The sequence below is a fragment of the Alcanivorax sp. genome (assembly GCF_051117345.1).
In the GTDB taxonomy this organism is placed as follows: Bacteria; Pseudomonadota; Gammaproteobacteria; order Pseudomonadales; family Alcanivoracaceae; genus Alcanivorax.
The window spans coordinates 46,825-61,915 of record NZ_JBNPEC010000007.1 but is presented as its reverse complement, the minus strand read 5'-3'; the positions used below and the strand labels follow the sequence as shown (position 1 = coordinate 61,915).

Annotated in this window: 11 protein-coding genes; 4 read left to right on the top strand and 7 right to left on the bottom strand. The window is 61.9% G+C overall.

Going from position 1 to position 15,091, the window contains the following annotated elements; translation table 11 throughout:
- The 4 genes from ACFE0K_RS00680 to ACFE0K_RS00665 all read right to left on the bottom strand — a co-directional run.
- A partial coding sequence (locus tag ACFE0K_RS00680; protein WP_434534220.1) for a Tex-like N-terminal domain-containing protein occupies window positions 1–1,182 on the bottom strand: 1,182 nt, incomplete at its 3' end.
- A gap of 145 nt (window positions 1,183–1,327) precedes the next feature.
- A complete protein-coding gene (locus ACFE0K_RS00675) occupies window positions 1,328–1,690 on the bottom strand; it encodes a response regulator (protein WP_035246181.1) in 363 nt (120 codons plus the stop codon).
- A gap of 135 nt (window positions 1,691–1,825) precedes the next feature.
- Window positions 1,826–5,437 carry an efflux RND transporter permease subunit gene (locus tag ACFE0K_RS00670; protein ID WP_434534219.1) on the bottom strand — a complete coding sequence of 1,204 codons (3,612 nt, stop codon included), beginning with the start codon at window positions 5,435–5,437 and terminating at the stop codon, window positions 1,826–1,828.
- A complete protein-coding gene (locus ACFE0K_RS00665; RefSeq protein WP_434534218.1) occupies window positions 5,430–6,734 on the bottom strand; it encodes an efflux RND transporter periplasmic adaptor subunit in 1,305 nt (434 codons plus the stop codon). The genes ACFE0K_RS00670 and ACFE0K_RS00665 overlap by 8 nt, the downstream gene beginning before the upstream one ends.
- A 189-nt stretch (window positions 6,735–6,923) precedes the next feature.
- On the opposite strand from ACFE0K_RS00665, the gene ompR reads away from it, so the two are divergent.
- The 3 genes from ompR (at window position 6,924) to ACFE0K_RS00650 (ending at window position 10,086) form a co-directional block, all read left to right on the top strand.
- Window positions 6,924–7,634 carry an osmolarity response regulator transcription factor OmpR gene (gene ompR, locus ACFE0K_RS00660; protein WP_272962591.1) on the top strand — a complete coding sequence of 237 codons (711 nt, stop codon included), beginning with the start codon at window positions 6,924–6,926 and terminating at the stop codon, window positions 7,632–7,634.
- 96 nt (window positions 7,635–7,730) lie between these two features.
- Window positions 7,731–9,047 (top strand): ATP-binding protein, encoded by a 1,317-nt coding sequence (locus tag ACFE0K_RS00655; RefSeq protein ID WP_434534217.1) that lies wholly within the window; start codon window positions 7,731–7,733, stop codon window positions 9,045–9,047.
- A gap of 484 nt (window positions 9,048–9,531) precedes the next feature.
- Window positions 9,532–10,086, top strand: a complete 555-nt coding sequence (locus ACFE0K_RS00650) for an outer membrane beta-barrel protein (protein WP_434534216.1) — start codon at window positions 9,532–9,534, stop codon at window positions 10,084–10,086.
- Here ACFE0K_RS00650 and ACFE0K_RS00645 read toward each other — a convergent pair.
- Window positions 10,083–11,279: an MFS transporter gene (locus ACFE0K_RS00645; RefSeq protein WP_434534215.1), complete on the bottom strand. Its 1,197-nt coding sequence runs from the start codon at window positions 11,277–11,279 to the stop codon at window positions 10,083–10,085. The two genes, ACFE0K_RS00650 and ACFE0K_RS00645, sit on opposite strands and share 4 nt — an antisense overlap.
- A gap of 159 nt (window positions 11,280–11,438) precedes the next feature.
- Between ACFE0K_RS00645 and ACFE0K_RS00640 the strand changes: the two genes are divergently transcribed.
- Window positions 11,439–11,789, top strand: a complete 351-nt coding sequence (locus ACFE0K_RS00640; protein WP_434534214.1) for a VOC family protein — start codon at window positions 11,439–11,441, stop codon at window positions 11,787–11,789.
- Between the two features lie 50 nt (window positions 11,790–11,839).
- Here ACFE0K_RS00640 and ACFE0K_RS00635 read toward each other — a convergent pair whose 3' ends face one another.
- Window positions 11,840–13,807, bottom strand: coding sequence for a CocE/NonD family hydrolase (locus ACFE0K_RS00635; RefSeq protein ID WP_434534213.1), 1,968 nt, complete (start codon window positions 13,805–13,807; stop codon window positions 11,840–11,842).
- A gap of 151 nt (window positions 13,808–13,958) precedes the next feature.
- The gene (locus ACFE0K_RS00630) at window positions 13,959–15,080 is read right to left on the bottom strand and encodes a PQQ-dependent sugar dehydrogenase (RefSeq protein ID WP_434534212.1); all 1,122 of its coding nucleotides are present in this window, start codon (window positions 15,078–15,080) and stop codon (window positions 13,959–13,961) included.
- Between the last annotated feature and the right edge of the window lie 11 nt (window positions 15,081–15,091).

The window sequence follows — 15,091 nt, the reverse complement described above, 5'->3', positions numbered from 1 at the left end:
GTCGGTCTCGCGGCTGGCGGTGCCGTTGCCGATGGCGATCAATTCCACCTTGTGCTTGAGGCACAGGGCGGCCAGGGCAGACAGGGACTGGTCCCACTGATTCCTGGGCTGGTGCGGGAAGATGGTGCTGTGCTCCAGCAGCTTGCCGGTGGCATCCACTACCACCACTTTGACCCCGGTACGCAGACCCGGATCGAGACCCATGGTGCACTTGGGGCCGGCCGGGGAGGCCATCAGCAGGCTCTTCAGGTTACGGGCGAACACCTGAATGGCTTCTTCCTCGCCCAGCTCGCGGACCCGGCCCAGCAGTTCGGTTTCCAGGTGGGTGTTGAGCTTGATCTTCCAGGTCCAGCGCATCACTTCCTTGAGCCAGTCATCGGCGGCGCGGCCCTGGTGCTGCCAGCCGGTTTCCGCGGTGACCATGGCTTCGCAGGGGTGCGGCTGGGCATTTTCCAGTTCTTCCGGCAGCACCATGGAAACATGCAGAATGCCTTCGTTGCGGCCGCGGAACAGGGCCAGGGCCCGGTGGCTGGGGATGCCCTTGACGGTTTCGCTGTGGTCGAAGTAGTCGCTGAACTTGGCGCCTTCCTTCTCCTTGCCGTCGACCACCTTGGCCTGGATCTGCGCCTTGTCCCACAGGAAGGTACGCAGGCGGGTGAGCAGATCGGCGTTTTCGGCGAAACGCTCCATGAGAATCTGTTTGGCGCCGTCCAGGGCATCCTTGGCGCTGGCAATCTTGTGTTCTTCGTTCAGGTAGCCGGCGGCGAGTTCTTCCGGATTCTGGGTCGGATCGTCCAGCAGGCCGTCGGCCAGCGGTTCCAGGCCGGCTTCCCGGGCGATTTGGGCGCGGGTGCGGCGCTTGGGTTTGTAGGGCAGGTAGAGATCTTCCAGCCGGGTTTTGGTGTCGGCGGCCTTGATCGCCTTCTCCAGCTCCGGGGTCAGTTTTTCCTGCTCGGCAATGCTCTTCAGGATCGCCTCGCGGCGTTCTTCCATTTCACGCAGGTAGCGCAGCCGTTCTTCCAGGTTACGCAGTTGGGTGTCGTCCAGACCGTCGGTTACCTCTTTGCGGTAACGGGCGATAAAGGGGACGGTGGCACCGTCGTCGAGCAGGCCTACGGCAGCGTGGACCTGGCGTTCCTGACAGCCGATTTCCTCGGCGATAATCTGTTCAATACTGCGCATGACATTTCCTGGCTGCGTGCGGCCTGCAGACGTATTGCGTGCAGGCGTAAAACAAAACGACCGAAATCATAGGCAATGATCCCGGTCGTTAACAGATTGACTTGTCGAAGCGGCTATGTTGCGAATTGCGAGCCCTAGCCGGGCACTAGCCCAGCACTTCGTTGATCTTGGCGATCAGCTCGGCTTCCTTGGGCGGCTTGATGATATAGCCGGCAGCCCCCTGGCGTTGCCCCCAGACCTTGTCGGTCTCCTGATCCTTGGTAGTGACCAGGATCACCGGAATCTGTTCGGTAGCCGGGTCACGGGTGATTTTACGGGTGGCCTGGAAGCCATTCAGTTCCGGCATGACCACATCCATGAGGATCAGGTCAGGCTTTTCCTCGCGGGCTTTTTCGATACCTTCCATACCATTGGTGGCGGTGATGACCTCATGACCTTCGCCCTGAACGATCTTGACCAGATTGGTCAGTTGAGTCGGCGAGTCGTCCACCACAAGAATTTTGGCCATGTTGCTCTCCTCGCGCCGATCTTGCTGTGCGTCGGCGGTACTTTGTTTTTGTCTGTTTTACGTCAGACGCGAATAATACCAGTCACTGCTCAAAAGGTAAGCTGTCGAATTATGGCACTGTGATGCCGTTTTCGGTCAGCGTGTCAGGGTATGGGCGCTGCGCCGACTCCAGAACAGCAATGGCAGTACGATCACGGCAGTGAAGAGGCTCCAGCCTGCCTGGGACCAGAACGCGCCAGCCAGCAACTCTCCCTGCAGGCCTGACAGCGGCGCCAATGCCGCTATCAGCAGACTGCCGAAACCTGTCACCAGCAACCAGTGTACCGCCATCCTGGTGGCCCGCTGACGGCGGCGGAACAGATGCCATAGGAAGGCAACACCCAGCCCCATCATCACCAGCCACAGCAGTATGGAAGGCGCTATCAATAGCGGCCCGGCATCGGCTTCCAGTGCCTGCAGCAGCAGCGGTAGTTTGCCCAGTATTGTCAGTAACAGCCAGGGGCCGAGAATGATCACCCACCACAGGTGGCCATCCAGCCCCTGGGGACCCGCTTGCTGGCGGTAATGGACCGGGTCGAAACGCCAGGTGCGGCGGGCCAGTTCGCCCCAGTTGGCCGGCGCCAGGTGCGGGCCCAGGCCCCGGAAACGGTCACGCTGCTCCTCGATCAGCATCAGCATGGCCGGCACCACCAGCAGGATCAGTACGGTGCCGAACAGCAACCCGAAGACAATGCTCACCGCCATGGGTTTGAGAAACTGGGCCTGCAGGGAGCTTTCGAACAGGATCGGGGTGAGGCCGGCGATGGTGGTGATGGAGGTCAGCAGCACCGCCCGCAGTCGCCGCACACAGGCCTCCACAATGGCCTGGAACCGTTCCATGCCTTCGGCCACCAGTTGCTGGTAGAAACTCACCAGTACGATGGAATCGTTGACGATAATACCGGACAGGCCGAACAGCCCCATGGCCGAGAACATGGAGAACTTGATGCCGAACGGCGCGGTAAGGATATGCCCGATCACTGCGCCGGTGAGGCCGAAGAAGATGGCGGTCATGATGGCCAGGGGCCAGGAGTACGAGCTGAATACCCAGGCCAGCACCACGTAGATCAGCGCCAGGCCGAGCAGGGCGCCGGTGGCCATGTCCTTGAGGTTGTCAGCCTGCTCCTGCAGCTTGCCCTCATAGCCGACGCCGATGCCGTATTTGGCTTTCAGGTCGGGCAGGGTGCTGTCGTTGAGGCTGGCGATGATTTCGTTGGCGTTGCCCTGCTCCGGGTCCAGATCGGCGTAAACGGTGACGGCCAGTTCGCCATTCACCCGGCGCAGCAAATCCACCCCCTTGCGGGCGTCGAAGTTGACCACGTCACGCAGGGCGATGGCTTCGCCCTGGGGGGTGATCACGGGCATGCGCTCCAGGGCGCTGAATTGCCGACGCTCGTTGTCCGGCAGCATCACCCGCACTTCGATTTCCTCGTCTTCCTCGTTGTAGAGCTGGGCCAGGTTGCCGTCGAAGGCAGCACGTAACTGGCTGGCCACCTCATTGAGGGTGAGCCCCAGGGCGCGGCCCCGGGCGGTCAGTTCAAAGGTCAGCTGTTCCTTGCCGTAGGGCAGGTCGTCGTCCACGTTGCTGACTCCGGAGAAATCGTTGAGCCGTTCCTGCAGCGCCAGGGAGGCCTGTTTCAGGGTCGGCGCATCGCTGCCGGTGAGCTTCACCTCGATGGGCTTGCCGGGCGGGCCGGCTTCTGGCTGAGAAATGGTGAGCTGGTCGAGGCCGGCGGGCAGGGTCAGTTTCTCCCGCCAGGCTTCCATCAGTTCGTCGTTGCTGATTTCCCGGTCGGCGCCCACATAGACTTCCACCACCAGGGTGCCGTATTCGTCGCCGTATTTTTCCATGCGCCCGCCGGGATTGGGGAAGCCGGCGGCGGCGCCGTGATGGCTGATCACGGTCTTGACCAGATGGCCGCCCAGTTCCTCATTGGTGTCATTCAGGGCGCTTTCCAGCTGCGCCAGGAAGCGGTCCACCTGGCGCCGGTCGGTGCCGGAGGAAAATTCCACCACAGCCCGCAGCTGGTCGCCATCCACCGGCGGGAAGAAGGTGAACTTGAGCCAGCCGGTGGCGATCAGGCTCAGTGCCAGAATGAACGCGGACACGGCGGAAACGCTGACCAGATGCCGATGGCGGATGGCCCAGGCCACCAATGGCCGGAAACGCTCCTCACGGAGCCGGTTGAAGCCAGCGTCGATACGCTCGCGCACCCCGGAGGCCTTCACCTGAATGCCCCGGAAGCTGTGATGCAGATGGCCGGGCAGCACCAGGAAGCATTCCAGCAGGGAGGCCAGGATCACGCAGATCATCACGAAGGGGATATCGAAGGCGATCTTGCCCATGGCGCCGCTCATCATCCCCAGTGGCAGGAAGGCGGCAATGGTGGTGGTGCTGGAGGCCACTACCGGCCAGAACATCCGTCGAGCGCCGCCCAGAGCCGCGCGCTGGGCGGACTCCCCCTGCTGCAAATGGGTGAGGGTGTCCTCGCCCACCACAATGGCATCGTCGACGATGATCCCCAGGGCCAGAATCAGGCCGAACAGGCTGATCATGTTGATGGTGCCGCCAAACAGCCAGACCAGCCCCAGGGTGGCCATGAACGACACCGGGATGCCCACGGTGACCCACCAGGCTACCCGGGCATTGAGGAAGAAGTAGAGTGTGGCGATGACCAGCAACAGACCGGTGATGCCATTCCACAGCAGGGTGGAAATGCGCTCCTGAACCAGCTTCCAGGCCTCGAAATAGAAGGTCATCTGTACGCCTTCCGGGAGGGTGGTGCGGTAGTCGGCCCCCCAGCTGCGCACCTTGTCGGCCAGCTCCAGCATGTCGCCGTCTTCGCCGCGCATCACCTGCAGTTCGATGGCCGGGTTGCCCTGGTAGGTGAGGGTGGGCTGGTCATCCCGGGGGCGTCGTTCGATGGTGGCCACATCGCCCAGGCTCAGCTGCTGGCCGTCGGCGGTGGTGATCAGGGGGAGATCGGCGAAGGCCCGTTCGTCACGGCGCTGGCCCAGAGCGCGTAATTGCTTGGCGGCGTCATCCCGGCCCACGGTGCCGGCGGGAATGTCCTGGCTGAAACTGCGTACCCGATTGCCGATCTCGCCAAGACTCATGCGCAGATCATGGAGGGCGGCGGCGGGCACCTGGATGGCCATTTCCTCTTCCGGCAGGCCGAGGAATTCCACCTTGCCGGCCCCCAGGGCAAGGATCTCGTCCTCCATGTTACGCACCAGCGGGCGCAGCTCCTCCAGGGAACCGTTTTGCGTGGACACCATGATGGAGGTGACCAGGGAATAGTTGGTGATCTTCTGGATTACCGGGCGCTCCGCGTCCTGGGGCAGGTTGCGGATGGAGTCGATACGCTGACGGACTTCGTCCAGGGCCAGCCCCAGGTCGGTGCCGTCTTCCAGCTCGATAAAGATGGCGGAGGCGCCCTGCTGGGAGCGGGCGATCAGTTTCTTGGTGTTGGGCAGGGTCTTGATGGCCTGCTCCACGGGGATGGTAATGGAGCGCTGCACATCCTCGGGGCTGGCGCCGCGCCAGGGGATGGTGACGGTGATGTAGTCAAAATCGAAATTCGGGAACAGCTGGGTGTTGAGCCGGTTGAGGCCGAGCAGCCCGAGCATCACCATCAGCAGCATGAGCAGATTGGAGGCAACCTTGTGCTGGGTGAAGCTGGCGATCAGACCCCGCGACTCACTCACCCGTGGACTCCTCTGCCGGAGCGATATTGGCGTCGTCGGTATCGGCGTTGCTGCCCGGTACCGGTTGCGGGTCCACTGGCAGGCCGACGATGGCCTGGGGCAGCTGGGTGGTCATGATGCGTTCGCCGCCTTGCAGGTCCGGGACCTGAAGCAGCAGTTGTGACTGCGCCTGCGCCATGGCTTCGCCGACGATGTCCGCCGCCACCCGCTGCAGGCGGTTGGCGTCATCAATGATGTAGAGCCGGTTGAGGCCGTGCAGGGCAGTGGCGGGTACGGCGATCAGGTTCTCCCGGGCCGGCAATGTCAGGGTAATGGTCAGCGGGCGGCCCAGGGCCGCGGCGGGAACGCCGTCGACAAATTCGAACAGCCCATCAATGCCGCCACGGGCATCGCTGGCTTCCCCGGCCAGCCGTTTCAGATTCAGCGCCAGGGTGTGGCCTTCCAGCTCGGTGCTGGCGGCCAGTTCACCCTGATCCAGGCCGTCGCGCACGGCGGCCAGGTAACGTTCGGGAATTTGCGCGCGCACTTCCAGCTCGGCGTCGGCAAACAGACTGATCAAGGGTTCGCCGGGGCGCACCCGCTCCCCGGGTGCCACCGGAATTTGCGTCACCGTGCCATCGAAGGGGGCTTCCACGCGGGTGCGGGTCAGATCCAGTTGGGCCTGCTGAAGTTGGGCTTCGGCACTGGCCAGGCGGGCCTCCATGCGCGCCAGCTCGTTCTCGAAATCGCTGACGCTGAGCTGGCGCTGGCTCAATGACAGTTCGGCTCGCGCCTTGGCCTCTTCCGCCTGATCCAGTTGGGTCTGGGAGACCAGTTGCTTGCCACGCAGGGATTGCAGCCGCTGCAGATTATCCTCGCTAAGCTGCGCCAGCTTCTTTTCCAGCGCCAGATTCTTCTTGTCGCTCTGGTAGCGCAGCCGGGTGGTCTGCAACTGGGCGGCGGCTTCATCGCGGGTGGCCCTGGCCCGGTCCCTGGCCAGGGCCGCCTCGGTGTCGTCCAGCTGGATCAGCAACTGGCCGGCGCTGACCTTGCTGCCGGCCCGCACCGGAATCGTTGCCACGTTGGCGGTGACCACGGCGGTCAGATTGGCGGCACGGGGTGACTGCACTCGTCCGAATAGCTGAATCTGGGGCGAATGGGCGCCGGGGTCGGCCAGTACAAAACGCACCCGGTCGTGGCGCTCACTGACATCGCGGGTGGGCGCCGACGGTTTGAATACGGCCAGCAGCACAATGGCCAGGATCGTCCCCAGGATGACCAGGGCCACGGGCGGAAGCTGTTTCAGGCGGTCTCGCAAGGGAGGGGTCCTTTATTGATAGCCATTCTCATTTGTCGCGTACTGTAGCGATTTCTTGTTGTTGTGCCTATGACTGTTGCCATGCATAGATTCGCAGACTGCAATGTTTTTATACAATCTGCTCAGGCCATTATCTTGCACGTTCGGTCCACAACGCGTAAATCAGAGTCTGCGATTAGTGGAGGCACCGTGACAGAACAACAGGACAAAATTCTTGTCGTCGATGATGACGCCCGTCTGCGCAGTCTGCTGCAGCGTTTTCTCGAAGAGGCAGGCTATGCCGTGAAGGCAGTGGGTGATGCGGAACAGATGGACCGGGCCCTGTCCCGGGAGCTCTATTCGCTGATGGTGCTGGACCTGATGCTGCCCGGTGAGGATGGCTTGTCCATCTGTCGCCGGCTTCGTGAGGCAGAAAACCGGATGCCGATCATCATGCTCACCGCCAAGGGCGATGACGCGGAGCGTATTGAAGGGCTGGATGCCGGAGCCGATGATTACCTGCCCAAGCCGTTCAACCCCCGCGAGCTTGATGCACGCATCCGGGCGGTGCTGCGTCGCCATGTGCGTGAACTGCCGGGGGCGCCGAGCAAGGAAGAAGGCGAGGTGAGCTTCGGCCCGTGGGAGCTGGATCTGGGCAACCGTACTCTGCTCCGCGACGGTGACCCGCAGAATCTGACCACCGGCGAATTCGCCGTGCTCAAGGCGCTGATACAGAATCCGCGCGAGCCGTTGACGCGCGACAAGCTGATGAGCCTGGCCCGCGGCCGCGAATGGTCTGCCATGGAACGTTCCATTGATGTACAGGTGTCGCGCCTGCGCCGCCTGCTGGAAGACGACCCCTCCAAGCCTCGCTATATCCAGACCGTGTGGGGCGTGGGCTATGTGTTTGTGCCTGACTGAAGAACGCCGCACGCTTGACGCTGGACGCCCGACGCTTAAAGTCAGGGAGTCTTTTCTTCGTCTGGCGTCCAGCGTCAGGCCTCTGGCGATTTATCCATGAAACTCTATCCCCGCACTGCCTTTGTCCGTTCCGCCATTGTGGTGGGGCTAGTCATCGGTATCAGCCAGGCGTTGACCCTGTGGTTCTTCGCCCGCAACGCCTACCTGCCCGGTATTCGTGAATACGCTCGCCTGACGGTGCTGCAGGCGGAGCTGGCGTTTTCCTCCTCCGGTGAGGAAGACGCCCGCCTGGCCCAGCGACTGGCCGGCGCCACCGGTATTGAAGTGGCCACCCCGGACAACCTGCATCAGGGGACCGTGCTGTTATCCCAGCCGGTGGTCAGCCGGTTCCGGGAAGAGGTGCAGGAACGCCTGCGCGAACCGGTCACGGTAAGGCTGGAGGACAGTCGCCAGCCGGTGCTGTGGGTCAGTGCGCCTTCTTTTCAGAAGCAGTGGTTGCGGGTGCCGATGGAATTCTTCCGCGACTATGACCGCTACCTGCTGCTCGGCTGGGGGGTGACGGTGCCGTTGCTGGCCATTATCGGTGGTTTGCTGATTGCCAGGGGGCTTAACCTGCCATTGCGCCGTTTGGCCCGGGTGGCCTTGAAAGTGGGTCGAGGTGAAGCGGTGCCGGTGCTGGATACCAGTATCGGCCCCGAGGAGATTCAGGCGGTGAACGCGGCCTTCAACCGCATGACCAGCGACCTGCAACAGGCCCAGCGGGATCGCGCCCTGTTACTGGCGGGGGTATCCCATGACTTGCGTACGCCGCTGACGCGGTTGCGTCTGTCGGCGGAATTCATGCAGGACGAAGAACTGGCCCACGGCATTATCGAAGACATCGAGGACATGGATGCCATTCTTGATCAGTTCATTTCCTTTATTCGCGACGGCGCCGATGAACAGCCGGATCTGGAAAACCTCAACGACCTGATACAGGAAGTGGCCGGAAAATACCCTGCGGAAAAAATCCGTTTTGAGCTGCAGGATCTGCCGCGCCTGATGCTCAAGCGGCTCACCGTGAAACGCATGCTCGCCAACCTGATCGGTAATGCGCTCAAGTACGGTGCGCCGCCGGTGGAGGTGCGCACCGCGGTCACCGACAACGTGGTGCGGCTGACAGTGCGGGATCATGGCAAGGGCGTTCGCGAAGAGGATATTCCCCTGTTGTTGCAGCCATTTTCGCGCGGTGAGAAAGCCCGCACCCTCAGTGGTAGTGGCCTGGGGCTTGCTATCGTCAAGCGCATCGCGGATATGCACCACGGCGAGATTCGCCTGGCGAACCATGAGCATGGCGGCCTGCTGGTAGAAGTCCAATTCCCGGTTACCGGAAAGTTTGTACAGCCGGAATCACTCTCCGCCGGCGTACGTTGAGGGTTTAGTCAGAGACACCTTAAGGAACCTTCTGATAACAAAAAACCACATTTTCGGGTCGGGAATGTGCGCTGGCGCAAAGTCTGTTTTTGCTCAGCAGCGCATTCTATTGAACACATCACCGGTAGTACTGCTAAAACAAAAAACGGCAGAAATAATGAAAAAGATACGCTTTCGGGAAACAACAATGCTGCCCCGAAAATCTTGCCAAATGGACTTGGGAGAGCCCACCATGATTTATCCCCCGCACCAGCATGATGTTCATGCGCTGACCGTGTTTTCTTCTACCTGATCGCTGATTCCTGACCGGGAAAACCCGTGTTATGAATGCCGATAGCCTGTCGCTGCAGTAGCAGAAACAGGTCGTTGGGCCGCACCGTTGTGCGGCCTTTTTTTCGTTTCGCAATAACGACAGGTGCCCTATGACAATCCGCTGTCAGAACGATACCCTTGATGTGCGAAAAAAATTAACCAAGGAGAGACCATGAAAAAAACATTGCTGTTGCCTTTGCTGGTTATTGCCGCCCCTGGTTTTGCGTCGGATGTGTATCAACAGGATGGTTATTTCGGCGTGCAGTACAACATGTTGAATCAGGAAACAGGGGGAGATGATCTTGAACCATCTGCTCTGCAGACTCGTTTCGGTATGCAGTTCAATCCCTTTGTGGCACTGGAAGGTCGACTCGGCTATGGCTTCGATGATGACGATATCAGTGATGGCGCAGCCACGATATCGCTGGATCCTGAATGGCTGGTGGGTGCCTATCTGAAGGTGGGTCTGGACCGGAGTCTGCCGGTGGCGCCTTATATTTTGTTGGGTCATTCCACTGCCACTGCAGAAGTCACCACGGAAGTCAGCACTTTCTTCGGGACGGCGCGTGACACCGAAGAGCGTACTGCCAGTGATCCCTCCTACGGTGCCGGGGTGGAAGTCAATCTCAGTGAGGAGACGGCTCTTACCGCCGAATGGGTGCAGCTTGACGATGATGATGACTTCGATCTGACCACCATCAACATCGGTTTCCTGCAGCGCTTCTAATCCCCGCCGGGTGAGGCAGGCGCAGCCTTCGGGCTGCGCTTTTCCAGCGCCCGCCCGGACAGAAAGATCAGCAACCCGCCAATAGCCAGTGCCGCGCCCACCAGGCCGGTGCTGGACCAGGCCAGGCCCTGTTTGACGGTGATGCCAGCCAGCCAGGCACCTAAGGCATTGGCCAGGTTGAAGGCCGCATGGTTCATGGAGGCGGCCATGGTCTGGGCGTCTTCAGCCACATCCATCAGACGGGTCTGCAGGGCCGGCCCCAGTGCCATGCTGGTGCCCACCAGCCCCACGAAAAGGATGCCTGCCACGGTCCAGTTCGCCGCAAAAAAGAAGCCTGCCTGAATCAGGGCGCACCAGATCAGAATCAACGGAATAGCCCGCAGCAGATTGCCGTCGGCAGCACGGGCACCGGCAAAGTTGCCGATGATGGTGCCGATGCCGAACACCATCAGCACCAGCGGCCCCCAGCGTTCCGCCATGCCGGCCTGCTCGGTGAGAGTGGGCATGACATAACTGAATACGGCAAACATGCCGCCGAAACCGATACTGGCCACGCCCAGGGTGAACAGCACCCGCTGTTTGACCAGGGCAGACAGTTCGCGGCGGGGGCTGGCGTTCGGGTCCGGGGCTTGTGCTGGCACCCACAGGCGTATCAGCAGGGCGGTGCACAGGGCGATCACGCCGACGCCGATAAAGGCCACCTCCCAGCCAAACAGGTTGCCGGCCCAGGTGGCCAGCGGCGCGCCCACCACGATGGCAATGGTCAGCCCGCTCATCACCCGGGCCACCGCCCGGGCACGCATGTGATAGGGCACCGCGGAGGCTGCCACCAGGGCGGCCACGCCGAAGTAGGCACCATGGGGCAGCCCGGCCAGAAAGCGCAGACCCACGAAGGTCCAGAAGTCCGTGGCCAGAGCGCTGGCCATGTTGCCCACCGCAAACACCAGCATCAGGATAATCAGCAGGCCTCGCCGTGGCACCCGGGCGGCCAGGGCGGAAATCAGCGGCGCGCCCACTACCACCCCCAGAGCATAGCTGCTGATGGCATAGCCCACATCCGGCACCGGCACCTGCAGGTCGGTGGCCACCCGTTGCATCAGTCCCATGATGACGAACTCGCCGCTGCCGATACCGAAACCACCCAGAGCGAGGGCCAGGGAAAGACGAAGCAGACGAGCGGAGTCGGTGGACATAGGGGCTCCTGCGCATGGGGTGCGCTAGCGGTGACGGGGGGGAATGGGATTGCCGGAATTGAATAGAGTTCATTCTAGCATGGAAGGAAATGCAATAGAGTGCCAGATGAGGGTGCCGGGCCTGTTCGGTGGTGCCCAGCAAGCAAACAAGGAGGGGGCATGAAAGTGAAGCGCATCATGGCCAACCTGGCCACCCCGGATCCGGAAAAGGCCGAGGCCTTTTATGGTGACATCCTGGGGCTGGAACGGATCATGGACCACGGCTGGTTTCGTACTTATGGGTCAGCGGAAACCATGAGAGTGCAGGTGAGTGTCGGGTCGGAAGGTGGCTCAGGGACGGCGGTACCGGACCTGTCCATTGAGGTAGATGACCTGGATGCGGCGCTGGAACGAATCCACCAGGCCGGTGTGGCCGTGGAATATGGTCCGGTGAGTGAGCCCTGGGGAGTGCGACGATTCTACGTGCGCGACCCCTTTGGTCGGCTGCTGAATATTCTCCAGCATCTATGATGCGTGGCACTTCCTGCCGTCGTTGTGGCGACGGCAGGAAGGCGATGCACTCAGAGTGCGCTGGCGGGTACCAGCGGAATATTCACCCGCGACGGCATGGCCGGGGTGCTGTAGACGGTCATGGCGCCGAGCAGGCTGGTGAGCAGATCCGGGATCGGGCTCAGGCCGTGTGGCAGATCACTGCTGCCGACGCTGATGCGCAGCTTTTCCCCGGCCTTGATCCGGGCGCTGGTGGGGAACACTTCCACATCGGCCCGGAACGGTTGCAGTGGCGTGATGGTTCGCTGGGAGGCTTCCGTAAAGGGGTGCCAGGGCTGAATCAATTTGCCATTCATGAAGCGGGATTTGCTGGCATCGAAGGCGCTCATGGAGGCCATCTGAATGCCATGGGTGAGTGGTCTGGCAATGCCGTTTTCGCCTACCACGCTGATTCTGACGGTGACGTTGGTATCCAGGGCGGTGGTGGAGGCCCAGATCTGCCCGGTGATCGGCCCGTTGATAACCATGTCTTCTTCCAGCGGCTCGCTGGTGTATACCGCTTCCAGCAAATTCACCACGTTGTCCTGTGCGCTGCAGGGCGGCAGGATCATGCCCAGCACGCCGGCGGTCCACTGGCTGGCACTGGCGGAGCACAGCCCGTTAACCGGGGTCTGCAGCAGGCTGGTCTGCGTGTTGGTGACGGGGGCGCTCGGTGAAATGCTGCCGAACAGCGGGGCGCCGGGCTGGCCGTGGAGGAAAAAGGTGTCTGCTTTTGCTTCCGGGTGTGGCCAGTCGGCGGCAGTGACGTAGCGTTCCTCGCCGGTGTAGTACTGGGTGACAGGCGGGTAATCGCCGGCGCCGGTGTCCATGCCTTTCAGGTACTGATCAAACCAGGCGAGACGAATAGTCGACAGCGACGGCACCCCGTCGGCGGGCAGTCCGGCGCCGGAAGATCCGTCCAGATGTTCCCAGGGGCCAATCAGCAGCTTGGCGGTGGTGTGATCTTTCAGGCCCTCGTAGATCAAGGGCTCGCCGCGCTGAAAAATATCGTTGAGACCGCCCACCACAAAGGTCGGCGCGGTGATCTTGTCGATCTGCTCCAGCGGTGAGCGGATACGCCAGAATTCGGTGTCGTATTTGTTTTCATCGCCGATCAGGGCGCCAGCCACTACCGGCACCTGGAATTCTGTCAGGGCGCCCTGCAGGTGTTGCAGTGTGGTGTTGAGGTAATACCCCGGTTCATTGTTATCCAGCCCGACTGGGGTAGGAATGATGCCCAGCCCGGTAACCAGAGTGACCCACAGGGGGATGAAGCCGGCATTGATCTGGCCACCGGTAAAAACGATATCCCGGTAGGCATCCCCCATGGGGACAATGGCAAAAATGGCTTTCACTGCCGGGTCTTCCCGGGCACCGGCGAGCAGGCCGGTAATGCCCATATAGGAAGCGCCGTTCATCCCGATGCTGCCGTTGCTCCACGGCTGCGTCTTGATGTAATCGAGCAGTTCACCCATGTCATCCTGATCAATCTGGCTGAACGCCTGCCAGCTGCCTTCCGCGGCACCGGTGCCGCGCAGGTCGACGATGATGTAGGCGTAGCCGCGCTTTACCAGGGCCGGGTCGGCAGCGCCGATGGCGCCGAGCGCCTGGTTGTAGCCGGTGAAGGTGGCAATCACCGGAAACTGACCGTCGATGGCATTGCCGTTTTCATCCGCCGGCAGGGTCACGGTGGCGGACAGGCGAATGCCGTCGCGCATGGTAATCAGCTGTTGGGGCAGGTCGACGGTGTTCGGGTATTGCTCGTCGCGTTGATAGGGTTCACCCCAGCTCAGGTTCAGCGGAGTTGTGCCTTCCGCAGACCCACCGTCGTCCCCGGTGTTGCCATTGGTATCGTTACCGGCGTTGGCTTCCGGGGAGTCGCTGTTGTTGGGTACGGTGGCCGCACTGCCTCCGCCACCACCACAGCCGCTCAAGGGCAGTGCTATGCAAAGCAGGAAGGCCAGGAGCCATGGCCCGGGCCGCAGAAAGGATGAAGGCATGGTGCTATCCCCGAATTGTTATACATGTTTTAGCCTATGAGGATAGAAGCGGGATCGGGACGGGTCTGTTGGTACACTGGTACAAGAAAGTGAATGAGCCGGCGGGTTTTGTGTCGGACTGTAAGGCCCCGGCAGGCGCCGGGGCGGTGGATCAGAGAGAGGGTTTGACGCGCAGCAGGGCGCCATTGCTGCTGTCGGTGAGCAGGTACAGATAGCCATCCGGGCCCTGGCGAACATCACGGATGCGATCGCCCCTGTCTTCCAGCAGGCGAACTTCAGACAGCGGTTTGCGGCCATCAAAGGCCACCTTGTTCAGATGGGTCAGCTTCAGGGCACCGTGGACGGTGTCGCCCTGCCAGTCCGGGTAGCGATCGCTGGTCACGAAGGCCATGCCGGAGGGGGCGATGGACGGGGTCCAGTGGAGCAGCGGCTGGGCCAGGCCTTCCTGCTTGGTGTCGCCAATACCGGGACCATAATATTCCCGGCCATAGGTGATCTCTGGCCAGCCGTAGTTGGTACCCGCTGTAACCGCATTGATTTCGTCCCCGCCGCGGGGGCCGTGCTCATTGAGCCAGGGTTTGCCTGTGTCGGGATGCAAGGCCAGCCCTTGCGGGTTGCGGTGGCCCCAGCTCCAGATGGCCGCTGCCTTGCCAGACTGACCGTCCAGCGGATTGTCCTTGGGAATGCGGCCATCGTCGTGCAGACGCAGCACGCTACCGGCCGGGTCTGCGGTGTTCTGGGCGCGCTCGCGCTCACCGCGGTCGCCCACGGTGACAAACAGATAGCCGTCGTTATCAAACAGGATGCGCCCGCCGAAGTGTTTGGCGGTGTTGGTGCAGGCTTTTTCCGCCACGTAGATATCGCGGAAGTCGCTCAGGGCGCCATCCCGGTAAGTGCCGTAGCCCACCGCCGTGGTGCCACCATCGTCACCACAGGGTTTGGCATAGCTCAGGTAAAGGCGCCGGTTGTCGGCAAAATCCGGGTGCGGCATTACATCGAACAGCCCGCCCTGGCCCCTGGCCACCACCTCCGGCACGCCGCTGACCGGGTCCTCCTGCAGGCTGCCATCCACCAGCCGGCGCAGGGTGCCGCGGCGCTCTGTGATCAACCATTCGTCATCGGGCAGAAACGCCAGGGACCAGGGATGGTGCAGGCCATCGGTGAGAGTTTTGGCCGCAACGCTGTCATTGCTTTGCGGGGTCAGGGTGGCGGCGTTGTCGGCACAGGCACACAGGCTCAGGGCGGTGAGTGTGACGGTGATCAGTGATCGCATGACGGACTCCC